The sequence below is a fragment of the Bifidobacterium thermophilum genome, assembly GCF_002846655.1.
In the GTDB taxonomy this organism is placed as follows: Bacteria; Actinomycetota; Actinomycetes; order Actinomycetales; family Bifidobacteriaceae; genus Bifidobacterium; species Bifidobacterium thermophilum.
The window spans coordinates 347,350-371,256 of sequence record NZ_PCGX01000008.1 but is presented as its reverse complement, the minus strand read 5'-3'; the positions used below and the strand labels follow the sequence as shown (position 1 = coordinate 371,256).

Sequence of the window (23,907 nt, the reverse complement as noted above, 5' to 3'; positions counted from 1 at the left end):
AGTCCGCTTGGTCAAGGGCGTGTGACGACGTCACGCGGTCGGGAATCCACGAAAAAGCATGCAATGAACGTAGACGGGCACAAGCGCACGGCTGCTTTCAGCTACGACAGATACGACAAGCGACAGATACGGTAAGAGGCTCGCAGCCACCATTGCAACGGCTGCGAGCCTCTCACCGGATCACCGAATTGTCCCGGCGATCCCCGGAGACTCCTATGGATTCTCGGCGATGCGCAAATTCGGCGTGCTCCGGCATCACTCCCATTCGATGGTTGCCGGCGGCTTGCTGGTCACGTCAAGCACCACGCGGTTGATGCCACGGCATTCGTTGGTGATGCGCGTGGAGATGGTGGCAAGCACGTCGTACGGAACGCGCGACCAATCGGCGGTCATAGCGTCCTCGGAGCTGACCGGACGCAGCACAATCGGCGAACCATAGGTACGCTCGTCACCCTGGACGCCCACGGAATGAACGTCAGCCAGCAACACGACCGGGCACTGCCAGATATCGCGGTCAAGACCGGCCTTCGACAGTTCCTCGCGGGCGATGGCGTCAGCTTCACGCAGCAAATCGAGCCGTTCGCGGGTGATTTCGCCGATGATGCGGATACCGAGCCCCGGACCGGGGAACGGCTGACGCCACACGATATCGTCCGGCAGACCAAGCTTGGTGCCGATCGCACGCACCTCATCTTTGAACAAGGTGCGCAGCGGTTCAATCAGCTTGAACTTGATGTCCTTGGGCAGGCCGCCGACATTGTGGTGGCTCTTGATATTGGCCGCGCCGTCGCCGCCGCCGGACTCGACGACATCCGGATACAGGGTGCCTTGCACGAGGTACTTCACCTCAGCGCCGTTCTTGCCGGCTTCTTCAATGACCTGGCGCTGGGCCTTCTCGAACGTGCGGATGAACTTCTCGCCGATGATCTTGCGCTTGCGTTCCGGCTCGGAGACGCCCTTGAGTGCAGTGAGGAAGTCCTCGGAGGCGTCAACGGCAATGAGCTTGATGCCAGTCGCCTTGACGAAATCATGCTTGACCTGCTCGGCCTCGCCCTTGCGCAGCAGACCATGGTCCACGAACACGCAGGTCAGCTGGTCGCCGATCGCCTTGTGCACGAGAGCGGCGGCAACAGCGGAATCCACGCCGCCGGATAGGCCGCAGATCACCTGGGCGTCCCCGACTTCCTCACGGATCTTCTTGACCTGGTCTTCAATGATGTTCGACGCGTCCCAATCGCGGTCGAGGCCAGCGCATTTATGCAGGAAGGTCTCGATAAGCTCCTGGCCGCGCGGGGTGTGCTTGACTTCCGGATGCCACTGCACGCCGTAGAGTTTGCGGGATTCATCCTCCATCGCGGCAACGGGAGCGCCCTCCGTGTGGGCAAGCACCTTGAAGCCCTCAGGGGCCTTCTCCACAGCCACACCGTGGCTCATCCACGTGGTCTGCTCGGCAGGGGAACCAGCGAGGATGCCTTCGGCGTCGTCAATGCTGGTTTCGGTCTTGCCATACTCGCCGAGCGCCGCCTTATCAACCGTGCCGCCAAGCTCATACGCCATAACCTGGAAGCCATAGCAGATACCGAGCACCGGGACGCCGGCCTCGAAGATCTTCTTGTCGATGCCAGGGGCGCCGGGTTCGAACACGGAGGCCGGGCCGCCGGACAGGATGATGGCCTTCGGATCCTTGGCAAGCATCTCGTCGGCGGACATGGAATGGGGCACAAGCTCGGAATACACGTTGGCTTCGCGCACGCGACGCGCGATAAGCTGGGCGTACTGCGCGCCGAAATCGACGACGAGCACTGGACCTTTCGCCATAGGTGACTCTCCCTATCTATACAATCGACTGGTCACAACAACATACCTATTGTTGCGTGGCAAGCCGACAACGCCGCGGTGGATATGTGGCAAACTCACAAACTCATACTGGACATGTGGGCAAAAAGCGGCATCCCAGTCGCTCCGCGACATGTGACCCCAACACCAGATCCCAAAGTCGTGTAAACCAACCCGCCGTGCGACAATCCAATCACACAACAGCCAGATACCGGCCGCGACTGCCCCACCAGACGCAATACCCGCCTGCCGTGCGGCAATCCGGTCGCACACCGCGCCGCTACTCCTAGGAACCGACCACACCAGCAAGCGAACATGAACAGAACACGCCACGCGTCAACACGCCGCCATGTTTTTCACCGAAATGAACGTCCAAAATGTTCAGCAACTACTATATTCCTTGATATTCCGCGGTTTTGGAGGCATTGTCATCTTGCATTCACCTTCACATCTCCACCATCTCAATCTCACAATACATCAAAATTTAACAACAGTTTCGAACACACATGCAAAAAAACGTGCAAAAGTCGTGTGCTCCACGTACGATGGTTTGCGACAGGGAGAGAAGTCCACGGACCGCAAGGCCTGAGGTCTTCTTGCCCGAATGTAAACAACCAATCGCACGAACAGTGCAGGAGTACAGGAGTACACATGACGAATCCTGTTATTGGCACCCCTTGGAAGAAGCTTGACGCTCCGGTTTCCGAGGAAGCCCTCGAAGGTGTTGACAAGTACTGGCGCACCGCCAACTACCTGTCCATCGGCCAGATCTATCTTCGCAGCAACCCTCTGATGAAGGAGCCGTTCACCCGCGAAGACGTGAAGCATCGTCTCGTCGGTCACTGGGGCACCACCCCGGGCCTGAACTTCCTCATCGGCCACATCAACCGTCTCATCGCCGATCACCAGCAGAACACTGTGATCATCATGGGTCCGGGCCACGGCGGCCCGGCCGGTACCGCTCAGTCCTACCTGGACGGCACCTACACCGAGTACTACCCGAACATCACCAAGGATGAGGCTGGCCTGCAGAAGTTCTTCCGCCAGTTCTCCTACCCGGGTGGCATCCCGTCCCACTTCGCTCCGGAGACCCCGGGCTCCATCCACGAGGGTGGCGAGCTTGGTTACGCTCTGTCCCACGCTTACGGCGCTGTGATGAACAACCCGAGCCTGTTCGTGCCGGCCATCGTCGGCGACGGCGAAGCCGAGACCGGCCCGCTGGCTACCGGCTGGCAGTCCAACAAGCTCATCAACCCGCGCACCGATGGTATCGTGCTGCCGATCCTGCACCTCAACGGCTACAAGATCGCCAACCCGACCATCCTCTCCCGCATCTCCGACGAAGAGCTGCATGAGTTCTTCCACGGCATGGGCTATGAGCCGTACGAGTTCGTCGCTGGCTTCGACGATGAGGACCACATGTCCATCCACCGTCGCTTCGCCGACCTGTTCGAGTCCGTCTTCGACGAGATCTGCGACATCAAGGCCGCGGCTCAGACCGACGACATGACCCGTCCGTTCTACCCGATGATCATCTTCCGCACCCCGAAGGGCTGGACCTGCCCGAAGTTCATCGACGGCAAGAAGACCGAGGGCTCTTGGCGCGCTCACCAGGTGCCGCTGGCTTCCGCTCGCGATACCGAAGAGCACTTCCAGGTGCTCAAGAACTGGCTCGAGTCCTACAAGCCTGAAGAGCTGTTCGACGACAAGGGCGCTGTGCGTCCGGAAGTCACCGCCTTCATGCCGAAGGGCGAGCTGCGCATCGGCCAGAACCCGAACGCCAACGGCGGCCGCATCCGCGAGGAGCTCAACCTGCCGAAGCTCGAGGACTACGAGGTCAAGGAAGTCTCCGAGTACGGCCACGGCTGGGGTCAGCTCGAGGCCACCCGTCGTCTCGGTGTCTACTGCCGCGACATCATCAAGAACAACCCGGATTCGTTCCGTATCTTCGGACCGGACGAGACCGCTTCCAACCGTCTTGCTGCTGCTTATGAAGTGACCAACAAGCAGTGGGATGCCGGCTACCTGTCCGCTCAGGTTGATGAGCACATGGCCGTCACCGGCCAGGTCACCGAGCAGCTTTCCGAGCATCAGATGGAAGGCTTCCTCGAGGGCTACCTGCTCACCGGCCGTCACGGCATCTGGAGCTCCTACGAGTCCTTCGTGCACGTGATCGACTCCATGCTGAACCAGCACGCCAAGTGGCTGGAGGCAACGGTTCGCGAGATCCCGTGGCGTAAGCCGATCTCCTCCATGAACCTGCTGGTCTCCTCTCACGTGTGGCGCCAGGATCACAACGGCTTCTCCCATCAGGATCCGGGTGTGACCTCCGTGCTGCTGAACAAGTGCTTCAACAACGACCACGTGATTGGCATCTACTTCCCGGTTGATTCCAACATGCTGCTGGCCGTCGTCGAGAAGTGCTTCAAGTCCACCAACATGATCAACGCGATCATCGCCGGCAAGCAGCCGGCCGCCACCTGGCTGTCCCTCGACGAGGCTCGTGCCGAGCTCGAGAAGGGTGCTGCCGAGTGGAAGTGGGCTTCCAACGTCAAGTCCAACGACGAGGCCGACATCGTCCTCGCTTCCGTCGGCGACGTTCCGACCCAGGAGATCATGGCTGCTGCCGACAAGCTCAACAAGCTCGGCATCAAGTTCAAGGTCGTCAACGTGGTGGATCTGGTCAAGCTCCAGTCTGCCAAGGAGAACAACGAGGCGCTCACCGATGAGGAGTTCGCTGACCTGTTCACCACCGACAAGCCGGTCCTGTTCGCCTACCACTCCTATGCCCGCGACGTGCGCGGCCTGATCTACGATCGCCCGAACCACGACAACTTCAACGTTCACGGCTACGAAGAGCAGGGCTCCACCACCACGCCGTACGACATGGTGCGCGTCAACAACATCGACCGCTACGAGCTGACCGCTGAGGCTCTGCGCATGGTTGATGCCGACAAGTACGCCGCTGAGATCGACAAGCTGGAGGCCTTCCGCGACGAAGCCTTCCAGTTCGCGGTCGACAAGGGCTACGATCATCCGGATTACACCGACTGGGTGTGGCCGGGCGTGAACACCGCCAAGCAGGGCGCCGTCACCGCCACCGCCGCAACCGCTGGCGACAACGAGTGATTGAAGCGTCGCAAGACGCATGAGGCATAAGCCTTAAGCTCAGGAGGGGCATCGGGAACAATCCCGGTGCCCCTCCTGCCGTATTCGCTTCACCGCAGATACCGTCCATTGTCAATGCAGTGATATCCAACCGTGGATTACTAAGCCATGTTCGCCGAATCACAAACTTCCCGTACCATACCCCACTTGACGGAGCGCCTCTTGTGCGTGCAACGGCAAATCGCGATGCAACCCAGAGACCAGATCATCAAGACGTTTGCGAATTAGCCAATAGTCATCAGGGTCAAGAAGATAAGCGAGATCCTGGAAAGCATGTGCGACGGATTCATTCATTCTGTTATCGAAGTGTGCATTGTAACAACGCTCGTCATGCGCACACAGGTTGCGAAAGAACACCAGACGGTTGAACATGCTGTCAAGCGTACGGGCTGTCAGTCTTCGGCTTCTCCGGGCACCACCCATTCCCGTGAACGCGGTGGCAACAGCAAGCCGCACAGCCGCCGTCTGTGTCTGGTAGAACCACACAATCTGTCCGAAAGATAAATCGTTTGCGAGCACCCACAACGGGACTTGTCCGTCCAAGTCATTCATATAGTGCCGGATGTATGCCTTCCCGCCGTACTCGCCATAATTGCGCGGGTTATCGTCAAGTTCAAGGATACGTTTGAATACTTTGTTCATTAATGTCCCTGCTGATTTACGATGAGCAGAATCATAATGACCGGTATTCAGATATGGATTCACTTCGTTTGGATATGCTCGAGTAAACTCGTGAGCACACAAGCTCTTCAAAGCTGCCTCAGCGCGGATAATCCCGTCCATAAGCGTAGATCGCAGTCCACGGTCAAACCGGAACAACGCGTACACATCCTCAAACGAAGTACCGGGCAAAAACCTATCCCCACCGGACTGTTGAGTGGCGGCAGAGTCTAGGAACAGGTCCTTGTAACCATTGATGATCATGTAATAGCCTTCCCGTCGGAGTACGGGAATGGCACGAGCATCATCCACGATCATGCCGCGCGACCGCAGCAACGCGGTGAGATCCGAATAATCCTTGAAGCGCTTGTGTAAACCGGTCATGCCGCCCCTCCTTGCGGTAATCTCCAGTTCTCATAGAAGCACCAAGGCCGCCCCGGTCTCCCGAAGCGGCCTCAGCGAGTCGAACTTAGTTCGCCTTATTTCGCAAATTCAGCTTGCCATATCAGTCAGGCAGCTGTCAACCAAAGACACGCCGACCTCTTGAATTCACGCAAAAGGAACGCTTCGTACTGATGTCTCATTTAGTTACTCTATCGCGTAACGACATCACGTATCAGCTACACTTTCCACCGCTACCGCTGCAACCGCTGGCGACAACGTCACTCGGTGTCTGCCGTACCGAGCATGCCCGGACATACGTCAGCCGACAATGGCATGACAGATAACAGCTTCTCCCCCGACATCTGCCGAGTTACGTATGTCTCAACATGCGCCGCACAAGAAAACATCTTCATGAATACCAGAACCTGTTGCCATCATACGAATTGCGTATGCCAAGACATACAAAACCTGACAGATGCCACCGGACACCATCGTCATCCAGAGTGTTTCGTCGGTTGACGCATGCCCTGACATACGCAAACCGACACATATTCACGTTGCTCGCCGGGGCAACCTTCCGCGAGTCCATCACAGGCATATCGAGTGGCCAAACAGGGAAGTCTGGAGCGCCGCGTTTTCCTTGCATACTGAGAGGAAAGTCTTTCCAAGTTCAGTCGTTCTCTACAACCACTTGGCGAATGCATGCAACGGCGACACAGTGATATACCGCGAAACGCAACGACCGTACAATAGAACGGAACAGTTCACGTCCAAGCCGTGTGCATAGACGCGCGACGGCCTGAATCAAGGAGCAGTATGTCGGAACGAGTGATTTATATCGCCAGTCCAGAAGGCGGCAACGGCCGCAACGTCGTGGCGTACGGGGTGCTTGACGCCCTCACCGCCGTCGCACGCACCGGGGTGTTCCGCCCGATCGCATGTCGAAAAAGCCCCATCACGCAGTCCCTTGTCGAAGCGTCGAATGCAGGTCAGAGTCTTGACGATGTGCGCGGAGTATGCCCCAAGTATGCACGCGAGCACCCGCAGTGCATCCGGCCTGACATCGTCTCCGCCTACTACGACACCGCGAAAGCCAGCGGCGCCGAGGCCATGGTCATCGTCGGTACGGACGCCTCCCACGTGTTCAACCCGCACAGTTTCGAACTTGACGTCGACATCGCCGCCGACCTCAAATCCCCGGTATTCCTTGCCGTCTGCACGATGAGACGCAATGGCGAGGAAGTGCTCGCAACCGTCGAATCCTGCCGTCAAGCGATCGAACACGGCGGCTCGGCTGTCGTCGGCGTGTTCGTGACCGGCTGCACGCCCGAGAAAGCGGCAGATGCGCGTCAGGCCTTGTCCGAGCTCGATATTCCGGTGTGGACAGTTCCCGCGGTCGATTTCCCCGATCCGGAGCATGACGATGCCGCAGAGCGCGCGCTCAAAGCATTCCGCGACAACGCCCCCGCCGACGAGGTGCGTGCGGCAATCGACACGCCCTTCTCCCCTGCCACCACGCCGTACGCGTTCCAGAACAAACTGCTGCATGGTGCCAAGGAGTCCGGCGCGACCATCGTACTGCCGGAAGGTGAAGAAGGCCGTATTCTCGAGGCCGCGGATTATCTGCTCGAGCGCGAAGTCGTCGATCTGCTAATTCTTGGCGAACGCGACGATATCCTCAAGCATGGCGACGAACTCGGACTCAAACACCTGTCCAAGGCACGCTTCCAGAGCATGAACGATGAAACCGTTCTCGCTCCGATGATTGACAAGCTGTGCGAGCTGCGGGCCAAGAAAGGCATGACACCTGACAAGGCGCGCGAGCAGCTCAAGGATCCGAGCTATTTCGGCACGATGCTCGTCGTGCTCGGCAAGGCGGACGGGCTGGTATCCGGCTCGGTCAACTCCACGGCGAACACCGTGCGGCCAGCCTTGCAGGTCATCAAGACCAAGCCGGGCAATTCGCTGGTGTCCGGCGCGTTCCTCATGTGTTTCAAGACGCATGTCGCAGTCTTCGCGGACGTGGCAATCACACCGAATCCGAATGCCCGTCAACTCGCAGAAATCGCCATCGAATCGGCACGCACGGCCAAAAGTCTCGGCATCGAGCCACGGGTGGGCATGCTGTCGTATTCAACGCTCGGCTCGGGCAAGGGGCCGGACGTCGACTTGGTCGAGGAAGCCACCGCATTGGTGCATGAACAGCAGCCGGATTTGCCCCTGGTCGGGCCGATCCAGTTCGATGCCGCGTGGGAGCCGGAGGTGGCTGCAACCAAGGCGCCGGGCAACCCGGTCGCCGGGCACGTCAACGTGTTCGTCTTCCCAGACCTGAGCGCCGGCAATATCGGGTACAAGGCAGTCCAGCGTGCGTCGGGCGCCCGCGCAATCGGGCCGGTGCTGCAGGGCCTCAACCGACCAGTCAACGACCTGTCTCGCGGCGCGACCGTCCAGGATATCATCAACACCATCGCATTGACGGCGTTGCAGACGAAAGAAGACTGACCGCGGGCGGGCTGGACCGGAGCCGGAGCTGCCGGGCAAGCCCTGTGACGAGGGGCGTACGCTCATGGATTCGCCATGGCGTACGCCCCGATTTGTAGCCGCTCACGAGTAAAGTCAGCAATGGTAGCCGTGTAAAACCGCACGGATCGTACACAACAATGGAGGATGCCCACTATGGCGAAAACCGTCCTTGTCATCAATTCGGGTTCCAGCTCGATCAAGTACCAGCTGGTCGACCTCGAGACCGGTGAAGGTCTCGCTTCCGGCCTCGTCGAGAAGATCGGTGAGCCGACCGACGGCCATTACAAGCACGAGTACAACGGTGAGAAGCATGAGCTCGAAGAGCCCATCCACGATCATGAGCAGGGCCTGAAGCGTGTGCTCGGCTTCTTCGAGCAGTACGGCCCGAAGCTGTCCGAGGCTGGCATCGTGGCTGTCGGTCACCGCGTGGTCCAGGGCGGCTACATCTTCCCGAAGCCGGCGCTCGTCACTGACAAGACCATCAACCAGGTCAAGGATCTCGCCGTGCTCGCCCCGCTGCACAACGGCCCGGAGGCCAAGGGCGCTGAAGTCATGCGTCAGCTGCTGCCTGACGTGCCGCAGGTCTTCGTGTTCGATTCCTCCTTCTTCTTCCAGCTGCCGGCCGAGGCCAGCACCTATGCGCTGAACAAGGACATCGCCGAGCAGTACCACATCCGCCGCTACGGCGCTCACGGCACCTCCCACGAGTATGTCGGCTCCGTCGTCCCGGATATCATCGGCAAGCCCGCTGAAGGCCTCAAGCAGATCGTCCTGCACATCGGCAACGGCGCTTCTGCCTCCGCTCAGATCTCCGGCAAGCCGATCGACACCTCCATGGGTCTGACCCCGCTCGAGGGCCTCATGATGGGCGGCCGTACCGGCGATATCGACCCGGCTGCCGTCTTCCACCTGATTCGCAACGCCCACATGAGCGTGGACGAGCTGGACACCCTGTTCAACAAGCGTTCCGGCCTGACCGGCATGTGCGGCCACGCCGATATGCGTGAGGTTCACAAGCTCGTCGCAGCCGGCGACAAGGACGCCAAGCTCGCGCTCGACGTGTACGTGCACCGCATCATCAAGTACGTGGGCGACTTCACCGCTCAGATGGGTGGCGTCGATGTGATCACCTTCACCGCCGGTGTCGGCGAGAACGACGAGATTGTGCGCAAGATGGTGTGCGATCGTCTCGCCCCGTTCGGTGTCAAGCTCGACGAGGAGAAGAACAACACGCGTTCCAAGCAGCCGCGCGTCATCTCCACGCCGGACAGCTCCGTGGTCATCGCCGTTGTGCCGACCAACGAAGAGCTCGCCATCGCCCGCAAGTCCGCGACCATCGCCGCAGAGGGCAAGGACTCCTACGGCAACGAGTTCACCCGCTGAATACGCCAGTCAGTCTGACCGGCTGGTCGATGACATAGTCGGTAACCGCTGAACGTTGGCACAGTTGAGGGGCTGTGAGGATGCGTAAAAACATCCTCACAGCCCCTCATTTGCATATACTTGCGTGTCACAATCAGGTGCGCGGCGCCTTCCATTGCACCCCTAGGGCTCCTATCTCTGTTTCTGCCGACACTGACAGTCCGCTCAGTGTCGGCAGAATCAGAGATGAGAGCAATCACAAGCAATACGGCGCGATCGCACAATCCCAGTTGCCACAACAGCGATGACGCGAATCAGCGTTGCGCGAGCATATCCGCCCACATGCCAGGGAAATCGGGAATCGTCTTACGGGTGGTCGCGATGTTGCGAATTTCGATGCCTGGCACGGCGAGCCCGATCATGGCGGCGAACGTCGCCATACGGTGGTCGGCATAGCTTTCCATGACCGCAGCATGCAGTGAAGCGCGCGGAACGGGCTCGATTACAAGCCCGTCAGGCAGTTCCTCGGCTTTCCCGCCTATCCGCTTGATTTCAGTGACCAACGCAGCCAAACGATTGGTCTCATGGCCGCGCAGATGCCCGATGCCATGCAGCGCTGACGGCGTGTCGGCGAGCGCTGCGGCGGCGGCGATACTCGGTGCAATCTCCCCCGCAGCGGACATGTCGTAATCTCCAAGCCCGTGGATGGTACCGTTGCCGGTCAAAGTCAGCGTTCCCGACCGGTGGGTGTACGCGTGTGGTTGGGTTTGGGCTTGACGCATGGCTTCGTCGAATGGCGTGCCGTCGAGGGTGATGCTCGCGCCCATATGTTGCAGGATTCCGGGCAGCAGTCCCCCAGGCTGGGTGGTGATATACGGCCAGTTCGGTATGGACACGCTGCCGGAAGCGATCATCGCCGCCTCGAGGAAGGGCGCGGCGTTGGACAGGTCGGGTTCGACGATGACGTCTGCAGGTAGTTCGAGCGACGCAGGTTCCACAATCCAGTGACCCAGCCCGGGCATGCTGATATGCCCACCCGCGGCTTCGACATCATGCATGGTCATGCGGATATGCGGCATGCTGGGCAGGTGTTCGCCGGTGTGGGCGAGGTCAAGCCCGCCGGGGAGCCGCGAACCGATCAGCAGCAGCCCGGAGATGAACTGGGAGGATGATGACGAGTCGATGGCGACATGCCGACGCTGGCCGTCGATATGCGCATGCTGTGGCGGGGTGATGGTGAACGGCAATCGTCCGGGATCCCCCTCGTAGGCGATTGTCGCGCCGAGTTGCTCGAGACCGTCGAGAATCGGTCCCATCGGGCGCTGGTAGGCTTGCTCATCCCCGTCAAAGCGGACCGGACCGTCGGCGAACAGGACGAGGCCGGGCACGAAACGCATCACCGTGCCGGCGAGCCCGCAATACACGGTATCCGAACCGTGGAAATGTCCGTCGGCCGGAGGAGTCACGGTCACTGTGGTCTCGACGTTAGGAGCGGTCTCGCAATGCACACCGAGCGTACGCAGCGCGTCCATCATCAACTCGGTATCACGAGAACGCAGCAATCCGCGCAACGTAACCGGCTTCGTGCCGAGCGCGGCGAGGATGAGGAAACGGTTGGACAGGGATTTGCTGCCCGGAATGGTCACAGTCGCGTTAAGCGGGCGGCTCGCCACCGGTGCGGGCCAGGGGTCGGGATATGCGTGTTCGGTCATGGTCACCATAGTATCCGAAACGCCGCATCTGGCGACGCCTCATCACAGCATATGGGAACAGTTCGCCGGTTTGTGGGACAAGCAAGCGGGCACAGTGGGGTCAGAAAGGGCGACAGGAATGACAATGTAATAACGGCGGAACTCCGGCGAAATGGCGATGGAATAACAGTGTCGTGTCGTACTCGTCTTGGCTTTAGGTATAATGGGTGATTGTGCCGTTTGACACATCGGGCTGTAGCGCAGTTTGGTAGCGCGCCTGCTTTGGGAGCAGGATGTCGCAGGTTCAAATCCTGTCAGCCCGACCACAAAAGCCAAATCGTTGGGGGTCCAATGATTTGGCTTCTTTTTCCTTTCCAAGACTCACCATGACATGTCACCGTGGCATGACGCTGCAAGTGACCGTAGCACAATGACGAATGCCGATTCACGAAAGGCGAGGATATGGACGGATGGCGCTCCCACCTGGATGCTCCAAACGACGAGGACGACACGGCCCCGACACTGGCTGGCATGGATTCATCATCGTGCCATGATTCAGCTTTTCCCTTCGAAGAATCGTCGGCCGACACATCCGCGGATCAGGAGCTCGATATCTTTTCCAAGAAGACATCGCCGTTTGCCGCATTGCAGCCCTCGTCGTGTATCGTCGCAGTTGTCGTCATCATCGTGGCGCTTATCGCGGCTTCGCTCATCTTGCCTCGGGTTAAGGCGCCGCGTGAACTGGTTGCCTCGTATGTCCGTGCCGTTGCGAATGGCGATTTCGAACATGCTACACAACTCGCCAACCCAAATGTGCCGCAATCCGCGCGTGCACTGTTCGCCCACGGCGTGCTGGACGCCAATCATCGCATCACATCGTATGACATCGATTTCAAGCACGAATCCTTCTCACCGTTGCGATACTCGGTTCATATGTTCTACACTCTGGGCAATAAGCAAGGGGAACAATATCGTGGTTCAAGCATACTCCGTCTGCACATGAAGCCCAATGGCTCATGGGCGTTTGATGATAGCCTGCTCAACGTGATGAAACTGCCACGGTCCGAGCGATTCACGGTGAATGGTGTGCCGGTGTCCGATACCGGTTTCAACCTGAACTCGATATGTCCTACATCGAAGAAATACTGCAAGAGCAAGTTAATGCTTGACATCGACAACGATGATTTCTATGTTCCCGCATACCCAGGCATCTATGCGGTCAGCACGCCTCTACCTGCGGACCATCCGAAACTGTTCACCGTTGTCCAACGAGATATCTTCATTCCGTATAGTTCCTCCAATACGCGCGTTCCTGAAACATCCGGAACCGATGGTGACAACGCTGCCGGCAGCGCCGACAGTTCCGGCAATACGGATGGTTCCGACGCCACCAGTACTGACGATACCGAATCAGACCGTTATCGCTACGGTGAAACACGTTCCGATGACGGCACATGGGTTGCCGTCGTCAATGCGAGTTTGTCATATTCCTTCTCCATTGACTATGATTTCACCGATCAAGCCAAGACTTCGATGTTGCGACAGTTGGACGTTCATACGCGCAGCTGCGTCAGCAAGCTCAATGCGCGTGACTTGTCAGACAACACGTGTACGTTCATCTCGAAATACCTCGATCCGCAAGTCTATTCCGCGTGGACGGTCACGTACACACCAGGCAAGCTCAGCAGCGACTCACTGTCCATAGGCCAGTGCAAACCACAGAACAACGGAACAATCGCGTGCAATATATACGACTTCGTAGGCGGCAAGCTTACGCTGAATCTCACAACCAGCGGCGGCAATTCCGACCACTTCCAGTATGGTTCCTGGCACTCCTTCGATGACACCATGGTTGTCGACAAAGATTGCGTAGCACCTGTTTTCGCCACACATTGACATGGACACAGAAATCCATGCACACGCCTATATGCGACACCGCCTCCACCCTGCTGTTCAATCGTAGCGGCTTTGGCTGAAAAGCCCGCATCGCAGCCCCTCTATCGCTGGCGATACAATGGCTGCTGCAAGGCAATGAGAGGAGAACGACGTGGGACGTAACCAGCGGGCTGAATCGTCGGGGTTGATTTCCTGTGTCGTATGCGCGGTCATCGGGTACTTCGCGATGACCATGTTCCGCACCTATGCGCCCGCAATCTGGCAGCTGACCCAGCGCACATTCACCGCATGCTCAGGTATCGCCGCGGGATGCGCCGTCGTTTCGTTCATCATCGGGTATACGCATTTCTCCAGGTCGTTGCGTGAGAAACACCATTGGTATCTCGTCGTCCGGCGTCTGTTTGAGGTGCTCGCATTATCGGTTGTGTACGGATCGACGGTATTCCTCACGTCGTTCATGTTCCTCGACATGATCAATTCGCTCATGGGCAAGACGATGACCGGATACCTGCCTGCGATTTGCGCCGCATTCTCAGGAATCGTCGGCTATCTGACTTTCGTTCAGGCGGAGCTCATGAACGCGAAAACCCTGGCGTCCCTGCTTCCGTTCTTCATCATCGCAGGCGTCAGCACCGCGGGCTCGACCAGTGATGACCCGTATTGGGCGAATAACAATTTCTCCCAGCTGGGCGACCGCACCACGTTCGCGGCCCGTATGTTCAATTCCACACTCATGCTCGGCGGCATTTGCATCATCATCATCAGCTACTTCGCCATCTCCGAACTCGTGGCGAATTACCGGCAACGTCTGCGCTGGCATGGCGACGAGACAAAACTGGGTTCGGGCCCTATCCCCCATTTCGTCCCGCGCACCGTCATTCTCGGGATTCTGCTCACGCTCGCCGGTATCGAGTTCTTCGGCATCGGTATGTTCCGTTACACCCCGCATCCGGTGTTGCACAACGTGTTCGCACGTAGTCTGCCCGGAGTCATGGGTATTCTGATGCTCGCCCTGCCATGGTTGGCGCCGCAGCTGTCGAAAGCGGTGTATGTAATCTCTGATCTCGCGATCGTCGTGTGCGCTTATACCGGCATCATCTGGTTGGAAGGCGAAAATACGCTGACCAATGTCGAGGCGTTCGCCGGACTGCTGTTCCTCGGATGGTTCGTGGTGTTCACCAGGCAGATTGCGGCGATTGAAACCGACCGTGTCCAGGCCCAGCTTCTGCACGCCCAGTATGATGTCGCCGCAAGCGGCAACGACGCTGATGCGATGCGGACCGTGCCGATTCCGGTCAACGTGCCGGTGACGAGAGCATCCAAAGACGATGTGGAAGCTGCCAAGACAGCCGGTTCAGGCGCAACCGACGACGATCATTCGAAATCCGGTCGCCACCATTGGTTGCGCTGGTTGCCTTCCCGGCATCACTCGGCAATCGAGACGAAACCGGTTGATTCGTCGCTGGAGTCGCGGCTCGCATCCGACCAATAATCGGATATCAGCAGCACGACACTCGGCGGTCGGCAGTACCGACCAGTCTGCCCGTACAAGCTGGCGATGCTAGCGGCTGGCCTAGCGTCACCAGCTTGTGTGCTCCAGTCAATCACTGCCGATCGCCGGACAATCATCGGATATCCCTGTACAACCGCGCGTTTAGAGCGGTTCCCTCAGAACAGCTCCTCCTTGTCTGTATCATCCACGCTCATGAGCAGCAGGAAACTACGCGATTGCGCGGTGATGTCGAACCCGGCCTCATAGCTCAATTCCGGTCCCTTGGGATTGTAGGTATCGACGACCAGCTGCCACTTCTGCCCATATTTCTCGTCAGGCAGTGTGAACATGATCGGCTCGTAGTGGGCGTTGAAAATCAGGATGAAATCGTTGTCGACCATCTGGTTGCCGTACCAGTCGCTCTCGGGAATATCCTTGCCGTTGAGATACACCATCATCGACGAGGCATGCGTGTTCTGCCAATCATCCATATCCATGATCCGCCCGAGATGGTCGAACCATTCAACCTGCGGTATCGTATTCTCGTCATCGCCCGGCGTACGCCCCGTGAAGAAGCGGCGGCGGTGCAGCACCGGATGGTCGAGCCGCAGATGGATCATCTTGCTGACGAACCGCAGCAAATCCCTCTGGGAATCGTTGAGATCCCAATTGGTCCACGAGATCTCGTTGTCCTGGCAATACGCGTTGTTGTTGCCCTGCTGCGTGCGCGCGACCTCGTCACCGCCGCAAATCATCGGGATACCTTGGCTGACCAGGAGGGTTGCGAACATGTTGCGCATCTGCCGTTCACGCAGTTCGTTGACGTCACGGATGCTCGTCGGGCCTTCGACACCGCAGTTCCAGGAACGGTTGTTGCTTTCGCCGTCGCGATTGCCTTCGCCGTTCGCCTCATTGTGCTTGTTGTTGTAGCTGACCAGATCGTTCATGGTGAAGCCGTCATGCGCGGTGATGAAATTCACCGACGCGACCGGCCTGCGCCCATTCTGCTCATAGAGATCTGAGCTGCCCATCAATCGGCTGGCGAATTCCGGCAAGGTCGAAGGCTGCGAACGCCAGAAATCGCGAACGCAATCGCGGTATCGGCCGTTCCATTCCGACCAGCTGGATGGGAAGCCACCGACCTGATAACCGCCCGAACCCAAATCCCACGGTTCTGCGATCAGCTTGACCCGCGAGATGACCGGATCCTGTTCGACGATGTCGAAGAACGCCGACAGCTTATCGACTTCCTGGAACTGGCGTGCGAGCGTCGCGGCCAAATCGAAACGGAACCCGTCGACATGCATTTCCGTAACCCAGTAGCGCAGGCTGTCGGTAATCAGTCGCAGCGCGTACGGCGAGCGCATAAGCAGCGAGTTGCCGGTGCCGGTGGTGTCGAAGTAGTGGCGCTGGTCGTTGTCCACGAGACGGTAGTAGGCCTTGTTGTCGATGCCGCGGAAACTCAGAGTCGGCCCGTAATTGTTGCCTTCGGCAGTATGGTTGTAGACGACGTCGAGAATGACTTCCATGCCGGCATGGTGGTATGCCTTGACCATCGATTTGAACTCGTTGACCTGCTCGCCGCGCTCGCCTGAGCTCGAATAAGAGTTCTGTGGCGCGAAGAAGCCGATGGTGTTGTATCCCCAGTAGTTGCTCAGCCCTTTCTCTTGCAGGAACGAGTCGTTGACGAACTGGTGGATCGGCATGAGCTCGATGGCGGTGACGCCGAGCTTCTTGAGATATTCGATTACGCCGGGGTACGCCAGCCCAGCGTAGGTGCCGCGGATATCCGGGGGCACCATCGTGTTGAGGTTGGTCATGCCGCGCACGTGCGCCTCGTAGATCACTGAATCGTGGTACGGGATGAACGGATGCTGGTCGTTGCCCCAATCGAAGTATGGGTTGATAACCGCGGCTTTCATCGTGTGGGCGGCTGAATCGAGCGTGTTCATGTCGTGCGTGTCGTCCGGGCTGCGGAACCAGTACGAGTACAGGCTCTCATCACCGTCGATGTTGCCTTCAATCGCCTTGGCATACGGGTCCAGGAGCAGCTTGTGCGGGTTGCACCGCAAACCGTGCTCGGGATCATACGGCCCGTAGACGCGATACCCGTAACGTTGCCCGGGCTGGATGCCGGGAAGATAGTTGTGCCACACGTATGAGTTCTTCTCGGTCATCTCAACGCGTGTCTCATGGTTGTTCTCATCGAACAGGCACAGTTCGACTTTGTCTGCCACCTGCGAGAACAATGCGAAATTCACGCCCGCGCCATCATAACTTGCTCCGAGCGGAAACATGGAACCAGGTCTGATTTGCATGATTCCAGTATCTCACGTTTTGCCGCTTCATGTTCGCAGGCTTGCCCGCCGTGTGTTTCTCGGTTGGCGTGCCTTTGATTGGTGCCGTCCGAACGGTTCCGCCCGATTGGTTTACGCGACGGTATCGCCCGTATGCTTGGTGCGGCGCAGCATCTCACGCTGGATGGCGATGATGGCGTTGGATTCGGTCACGGGCGTGTCCAGCAGCTGTTGCCAGGAGACCCACGCCGATTCGACATGCTCGTCGGCGTCAAAATGCCGGTCTTCGGTATGCCAACGGTCAAGGTGGATGACCATGATATTGGCGAGCTCGTCGGTCATGCCTTCGGACGAGTAGTACGCCCCGACATGGTCGAAGCGGATGGCGGACAGGTTGTCAGGCACGGTGCCGGTTTCCTCGGACAGCTCACGCAGAGCGGCCTGCTCGGGGTTCTCGCCCGCGTCCATCAGGCCTGCCGGCAAACCGTAGGCGAAACGGTTGGAACCGACTCGGTATTCGCGTTCGATGAGGTAGCGGTCGCCAGGCACGTCGTGCACCAGCATGACCACGCATGGGGCGTGTCGGATCAGCTGTCTGCGGATTCGCGCGGTGCCGCCATCGGTTGTCGGCAGATCGAGAACGATATCGTCGATGGCGAAAATCGGGCCTTCGAACACTGTCTTGCGGCTGATTTCGCGGACGGAACCGTTCATATCGACGCCGTCCGACGAACGGTCGAGCAGATGCTTCGCGTCGAGTTCGCTCTGAGCATCATGAGGCAGGAGCGGCGTATTGCGGGTCTGCCCGTTGTGAGCTGAATCTTGTGTCATGTCCGTGTTCTCCTCTCTGCCCATCCACGGGCGGATCGTATGCATGGTCTGATGAGCCTGATGCTGAGCCTGACTCTTGGCCGGGACGGTTCAGCGAATCACCAGATCCCACGGGTCGGTGCGCGTATCAATCCACGTAACTTCGGGACGCTCGCCGGACCGCGTTTCAACCGCCGCAGGGACGTCATCCAACGCATACCTGAACCACAGGGATTCAATCGCCGAATGCGGGGTGTTGATGAGCGCCGGGCGCATATGGCCGTCCCCACTGCCCGCATGCAGGCCCTGCCGGCGAAGCGACGCCTCCCAGCGTGCCTGCTCAAGCGCATCCGTGGCCGGATGGTGGCGCAAATCGCTGGTCACGTACACGTCCGCCCCGCTGGCACGGACCACGTCGAACATCGAATCGCCGGAACCCGGCAGCACGACGACCGTGGACACCGGTGCGTCAAGCTCGCCGGCGACTTGGATACCGTATTCGGTGTGCGGCAGCTCACGGGCCACAATCCGTGCGAAATCACGCAATGGCATCGGCTGAGGCAACCGGCCGGCACGCCCGATACCGACCGCGTGCGGTGATTGCGGATCATCAATCGGCTCCAGCGGCCGCAGGTCTTGCAGTCCGAACGCGTCGGCTGCCGCCTGTCCCACACCGCGGTAAGCGGCGTCAGCATTGGTATGTCCCACCCACAGCGCACAGCCGTGGCGGTACAGTTCGCTGACAATCGCACCATGTGCGCCAGATCCGGAGGTCTCGTGCACCGCGCGGAAGAACAGCGGATGATGGGTGACCAGCAAGTCGGCATGCCATGCGAGCGCCTGATCGATGACCGTATGCGTCGGATCCGCCGCAAAGGCGATGCGGGTGACCGGTACGTCCAAATCGCCGACAATCAGTCCCGGCGCGTCCCACGATTCCGCGTATCGCAGCGGATACAGGGTCTCCAAAGCGTCCACGACGGTTTGCAGATTCGGCATTCTTCCTCGCTTTCCACTGGTATCGTCAACGCAATATCACCGTTGACGGCACCAGTTCAACTCGATACGGCTGTTGGCATGGTCCGTATGTCTCCTCTTACGAGGGCCCGCCATGCAGGGGGCTAATGGGCGGCAAGCTGCCAATCAGCGCCGATACCAACCGACACGTCAAGCGGTACCGCCAGACTCACGGCATGTTCCATCGCGTCACTGACCAGTGCAGAGACCTGTTCCTCCTCGTCGGGCGCGATTTCCACCACGAGTTCGTCGTGAATCTGCAGGATGATTCTGCTGGCCACGCCGGCATCCCTTAAGGCCTGATCGGCGCGGATCATCGCGATTTTCATGATGTCCGCCGCAGACCCTTGGATGGGCGCGTTGAGTGCGGCGCGTTCAGCGGCATTTCTCGCCCTTGCATTGGAGCTGGACAATCCCGGAAAGTATCTGCGCCGGCCGAACAAGGTCTCGGTATACCCAACCTTCCGCGCGTTACTGACCAACGACTCGAGATAGTCATGGACTTTGCCGAAGGTGGCGAAATACTTCTCTTTGAGCACGTCGGCCTCCGCAGGGCTGATATGCAGCTGCTGCGCAAGTCCGTACGTGCTTAGCCCGTACGCCAGGCCGTAACTCATCGCCTTGACGTGGCTGCGCTGGTCCGGCGTGATGTCGTCCACCGGAACCTGATACACCAAGCTGGCCACATACTTATGGAAATCAGCCCCGGAACGGAACGCTTCAATCAGCGCCTCATCCCCTGACAAATCAGCCATAATGCGCAACTCGACCTGCGAATAGTCGCAGCTGAGCAATGACGAGAATCCCGGCCCGGGAACGAACGCTGAACGGATCTCCCGCCCCATCGCATTGCGGTTGGGGATGTTCTGCAGGTTCGGGTCGACCGAGCTCAAGCGTCCCGTGGCCGCGACCGTCTGTTCGAAGGTCGTGTGGATACGGCTGTCATGGGGGTTGGTCGCGTCAATCAAGGTCTGGACAATCTGCTTGAGCTTGTTGGTTTCCCGGTGACGCAGCAGCGCACCCAGGAAATCGTTCGCCTGCTCATTGCCGTTCGCCGATTGTGCGTACAAGGCGGTCAATGTCGCCGCATCCGTCTTGTACTGGCCGGATTTGGTCTTGCGCAGCGGCCGCAGGCCGAGTTTGTCGAACAGTACGCTGCTCAACTGCTTGGGGCTTTGCAGGTTCACTTCGCTGCCGGCTGCACGCCATGCGATTTCCTGGGCTTGTGCGGCATCGGCGGCAAACTGGTCGCGCATGGCCACCAGACGCGTCTGATCGACGCACGCTCCCGCGTCCTCCATCCTGTGAAGCACCTCGGAAACCGGCAATTCGAGCGAACGCAACAGCCCGTATTGCTCGCGCTCGTCCAACGTGGCGGACAACCGCACTGCAAGCTCCTTGATGGTAGCCAGTTTCGCGGTGATCGTCGCATCATCCTGTGATTGGGCCGCACCTGAATCATCCAGGCCGTCAAGGTCAAGCTGGCCTTGAGCCGGACGTTCCGTCTGGTCAAGGTGGATGTCCGCGAACCGGACCGCAGCCTGCTCAAGGGAGTCGGGATGATAGTCGGGAAGCACCAGATAACAGGCGAGTTTGGTGTCAAATGCAGGCCGACGCAGATGAATGCCGATGCTTTCCAGAAGGTGCAGATGCTCTTTGTACCCGTGGACAATCATCGTGTCATGGTTGGCATCGATGAAAGTCTGGATTGCGGCAGCCACATCCGGTTCAAGCGGCGGGGTGAATGCCAACGCCTCGTCACCTGCCAGCAAGGCCACACCTGTGCAGTGTGGAGCGCCGGGTTTCGAATCGCCGTCGGCGTACAGCACCCAGCCTTGGGCGACTTTCGGGGCGCTCACGGCGTGATGGTCGATGACGATGCTTGATGTTGCGGTCTTTTCCGGTTCGCTCCGGCGCTCTGTTGATTCGTAGGTGTCACTGTCAGGCGTGTCGGAAGAGGAAGAAGCTTCCGGAGAAGCGGGCGTACCGGCAGTGGCTGGCACTGGCTTGGCCGCGGATTGGGCCGGGGCGACCGCTACTGTCTTCGATTGTTCGCTTTCGGCGAGGGTTGTCGCGTCGGTGTTGGCTGCGTGTTGTGCCTGATACCGCTGCGCCCAGTCCCGTATCAGGCTTGCCGGACAGTCCCTGACCAGGCTGACTGATTCACCGGGACGCTCGTCGGCGTCGGCAGAGGCGGTCTGGGTTGTATCGGGCAACGCTGCCGACGCGCTGTTGCCGCCGCTGAACGCCTTGACGACCAGATTGCGTGTACGAACGCCGAATTCAAGCTTCGAGAACAAGGCTGACAGCTGTTCACGATTCATCGGTCCGAAATCAAAGTCATTCATGCCGACGCCGAGATCGAGGTCGCGCACCAACGCGTTGACTTTGCGGTTGAGTTTGACCTGATCGAGATTGTCGCGCAGGGCCTGGCCTTTTTTGCCGCCGATTTCGTCAGCGTGTTCGATGATGCCTTGGAGCGAGCCGTATTGGCCGATCCATTTGGCCGCATAACCGTCACCCACGCCGGGCACGCCGGGGATATTGTCCGCGGTCTCGCCGCGCAGGGCGGCCAAATCGGGGTACTGCTGCGGGGTGACGTGGTACTTCTCCTCCACCGCCTGCGGGGTCATATGCTTGAGGTCTTTGAAATGGTGGCCCGGGTACAGGACAGTGATCGCATCGTCCACGAGCTGGAATGCATCGCGGTCGCCGGAGAGCACGAGGGTGCGGTACTGTTCGCGTTCACCCATGGTCGCCAGGGTGCCGATGATGTCATCGCCTTCAAACCCGGGCTTTTCGATGTAGGTGACACCGAGCGCGGCGAGCATCTCCTGAATCAGAGGCAGCTGTGACAGCAAATCCTCCGGTGCCGCTTCGCGCGTGCCTTTGTATTGCGGCAGCAGATCATTGCGGAACGTACCGCCTTTGACATCGAACGCGACGGCGAGTTTATCGGGGTGCTCGGTCTCGATGACCTGCGCGAGCATCTTGGCGAAGCCCCAGACCGCGTTCGTCGCCTGACCGCTCGCGGTTGAGAAGTTCTCGACGGGAAGGGCGAAATACGCGCGGAACGCGAGCGAGTGTCCGTCAACGACAAGCAAGGTGCCGCGGAAATCCTTATCCGCGGCACCTTGTTGAGCGTTCTGAGCTTGGGAGTTATCGCTCATCGTCGGCATCCGGCTTCTGATCGCCGTACTTCGCGATAATCGCCATGGCGAGGCGCTTCTTCGGGATGCGCTGATCCATCGACGTCTTCTGGATCCAGCGGAAGGCGCCCTGCTCAGAGAAGTCCGCCTTGTCCATGAGCAGCCCCTTGGCACGGTCGACGAGCTTGCGCTCTTCCAAGGATTCCTGCGCCTTCTTCAGCTTCTCCTCGGCGTCACGCAACTGGTCGCGGGTCTCGTTGAGCTCGTTTTCGCTGCGTTCAACATTGTCAAGCAGATCGTTGATTTCCTGGAAACGACCCATGGCGACTTCGAGAGCCGGCAACAGCTTGGATTCCTCATACGGCTTGGTCACGTACGCCATGGCGCCGGCGCCGGTTGCCTGCTTGACCAAATCAGGCTGCGAGAACGCGGTGAGCATGACCACAGGGGCGATATTTTCGTCGCAGATGACGCCAGCTGCGGTGATGCCGTCCATACGCGGCATCTTGACGTCCATGCAAACGACGTCCGGACGATACTTGCGCGTCAGCTCGACCGCTTCCTCACCGTTTGCGGCTTCACCGACGACCTCATAACCGTTGTCTTCGAGAATGGCGACCAAATCCATACGGTTGACGGATTCGTCCTCAGCGACCACAACGGTGCGCTTGCGATGCTCGTCCCCGTGAGCGTCATCATCCTGCTCATCCTGCGGCACAACCGGCTCGCCGGCGGCGACTGCCTTGAGTTCATCCTCCGTCAGCACCGGGGTATCCGGCTGTGCCTGTCCCGTCTCGTTCTTCGCAGTCATCCCTGCCTCTTTCCTAATCATCCGGCAGGCACGCTGATACGCGCCGCACCGACACCGAGACCGATCCATGCCCTTCTGTGCGGACCCACACCGCAGGCACGATCTGCCGTCATTCTGTTAGCGATGATACCAGCAGACAAGGTCAAGACAAAGGTTCCGACGCCGAATTCGGGCGTTGCCAAGCGATGTATGGCAAATATCAAGCATGAAATCGTCCGATTGCTGAAATGTTCGTGTCACTCGCAAAGATGTGGTACACTGTTATTTTGTTGCTTCGATTGCGAAGTATGCCCCTGTATCCCAATTGGTAGAGGAAGCAGCCTCAAAATCTGCGCAGTGTGGGTTCGAGTCCCACCGGGGGCACCCATCAACCCGCCTAAACGGCGGGTTTTTTCGTTTTTGGCTGTCTACTCATTTTTCGTGCCGTGACCGCCATACCGCACAAACTGTCTACGCAAACCGCCCTCCCAGCGTCACTAGTTCGTGAGATTGTAACCGGCAACGAGGGTTGATCAACGCGCGAGTCGCTGCGTGTCCCCTAACCTTCTACCGACACTCACCAGCCGTTCAACGTTGGTAAAGCCTTCTACCGACACTCAAAGGTGTCTCAACGTCGGCAGAAGCAGAGAACTATATTCAACGGCGTGCTGGCTGGCCTCAACATACCGCCACGTAATCGCGATTCATCATGAGTTCAATTTCGCGACACCATACTCCACCGAAGATTCATGTCAACGTCAATCCCGCTTCAATCCGCACGCATATAGTGCCTTCTGTCCATACAGACACAACAACCAACGAATGAAATCAA

Annotated in this window: 13 protein-coding genes and 2 tRNA genes; 7 read left to right on the top strand and 8 right to left on the bottom strand. The window is 59.0% G+C overall.

Annotated features, from left to right (window positions below):
- Window positions 1–255 precede the first annotated feature (255 nt).
- Window positions 256–1,818, bottom strand: coding sequence for a glutamine-hydrolyzing GMP synthase (gene guaA, locus CQR48_RS04220; RefSeq protein WP_101452100.1), 1,563 nt, complete (start codon window positions 1,816–1,818; stop codon window positions 256–258).
- A 669-nt stretch (window positions 1,819–2,487) separates the two neighbouring features.
- On the opposite strand from guaA, the gene CQR48_RS04215 reads away from it, so the two are divergent.
- On the top strand, window positions 2,488–4,965 hold the full coding sequence (locus tag CQR48_RS04215) for a phosphoketolase (RefSeq protein WP_101452099.1): 2,478 nt from the start codon (window positions 2,488–2,490) through the stop codon (window positions 4,963–4,965).
- Window positions 4,966–5,124: 159 nt separating this feature from the next.
- Here CQR48_RS04215 and CQR48_RS04210 read toward each other — a convergent pair whose 3' ends face one another.
- Window positions 5,125–6,048, bottom strand: a complete 924-nt coding sequence (locus tag CQR48_RS04210) for an Abi family protein (RefSeq protein WP_101452098.1) — start codon at window positions 6,046–6,048, stop codon at window positions 5,125–5,127.
- Between the two features lie 816 nt (window positions 6,049–6,864).
- Between CQR48_RS04210 and pta the strand changes: the two genes are divergently transcribed.
- Both pta and CQR48_RS04200 read left to right on the top strand, forming a co-directional pair.
- Window positions 6,865–8,550, top strand: coding sequence for a phosphate acetyltransferase (gene pta, locus CQR48_RS04205; RefSeq protein WP_101452097.1), 1,686 nt, complete (start codon window positions 6,865–6,867; stop codon window positions 8,548–8,550).
- 174 nt (window positions 8,551–8,724) lie between these two features.
- Window positions 8,725–9,954, top strand: a complete 1,230-nt coding sequence (locus CQR48_RS04200; RefSeq protein ID WP_015450420.1) for an acetate/propionate family kinase — start codon at window positions 8,725–8,727, stop codon at window positions 9,952–9,954.
- Window positions 9,955–10,247: 293 nt separating this feature from the next.
- Here the strand turns inward: CQR48_RS04200 and aroA are convergent, their stop codons facing one another.
- Window positions 10,248–11,645 carry a 3-phosphoshikimate 1-carboxyvinyltransferase gene (aroA, locus tag CQR48_RS04195; protein WP_101452210.1) on the bottom strand — a complete coding sequence of 466 codons (1,398 nt, stop codon included), beginning with the start codon at window positions 11,643–11,645 and terminating at the stop codon, window positions 10,248–10,250.
- Between the two features lie 228 nt (window positions 11,646–11,873).
- Between aroA and CQR48_RS04190 the strand changes: the two genes are divergently transcribed.
- The 3 genes from CQR48_RS04190 (at window position 11,874) to CQR48_RS04180 (ending at window position 15,012) form a co-directional block, all read left to right on the top strand.
- Window positions 11,874–11,950: transfer RNA gene (locus tag CQR48_RS04190), tRNA-Pro, on the top strand.
- 136 nt (window positions 11,951–12,086) lie between these two features.
- A complete protein-coding gene (locus CQR48_RS04185; RefSeq protein ID WP_101452096.1) occupies window positions 12,087–13,520 on the top strand; it encodes a hypothetical protein in 1,434 nt (477 codons plus the stop codon).
- 151 nt (window positions 13,521–13,671) lie between these two features.
- Window positions 13,672–15,012, top strand: coding sequence for an ABC transporter permease (locus tag CQR48_RS04180; protein ID WP_101452095.1), 1,341 nt, complete (start codon window positions 13,672–13,674; stop codon window positions 15,010–15,012).
- Between the two features lie 176 nt (window positions 15,013–15,188).
- On the opposite strand, the gene glgX is transcribed toward CQR48_RS04180, so the two are convergent.
- The 5 genes from glgX to CQR48_RS04155 all read right to left on the bottom strand — a co-directional run bounded on the left by glgX (window position 15,189) and on the right by CQR48_RS04155 (window position 23,096).
- A complete protein-coding gene (gene glgX, locus CQR48_RS04175) occupies window positions 15,189–17,330 on the bottom strand; it encodes a glycogen debranching protein GlgX (protein ID WP_026650744.1) in 2,142 nt (713 codons plus the stop codon).
- A gap of 111 nt (window positions 17,331–17,441) precedes the next feature.
- The gene (locus tag CQR48_RS04170; protein ID WP_101452094.1) at window positions 17,442–18,140 is read right to left on the bottom strand and encodes an NUDIX hydrolase; all 699 of its coding nucleotides are present in this window, start codon (window positions 18,138–18,140) and stop codon (window positions 17,442–17,444) included.
- A gap of 90 nt (window positions 18,141–18,230) precedes the next feature.
- Complete coding sequence (locus CQR48_RS04165; protein ID WP_101452093.1) at window positions 18,231–19,118, bottom strand: Nif3-like dinuclear metal center hexameric protein; 888 nt, start codon at window positions 19,116–19,118, stop codon at window positions 18,231–18,233.
- A gap of 122 nt (window positions 19,119–19,240) precedes the next feature.
- Window positions 19,241–22,306, bottom strand: a complete 3,066-nt coding sequence (gene polA, locus CQR48_RS04160) for a DNA polymerase I (protein WP_101452209.1) — start codon at window positions 22,304–22,306, stop codon at window positions 19,241–19,243.
- On the bottom strand, window positions 22,296–23,096 hold the full coding sequence (locus CQR48_RS04155) for an ANTAR domain-containing response regulator (protein WP_033493136.1): 801 nt from the start codon (window positions 23,094–23,096) through the stop codon (window positions 22,296–22,298). The genes polA and CQR48_RS04155 overlap by 11 nt, the downstream gene beginning before the upstream one ends.
- A 289-nt stretch (window positions 23,097–23,385) precedes the next feature.
- Here CQR48_RS04155 and CQR48_RS04150 point away from each other — a divergent pair.
- Window positions 23,386–23,459, top strand: a tRNA-Leu gene (locus CQR48_RS04150).
- The last annotated feature ends 448 nt before the right edge of the window (window positions 23,460–23,907 follow it).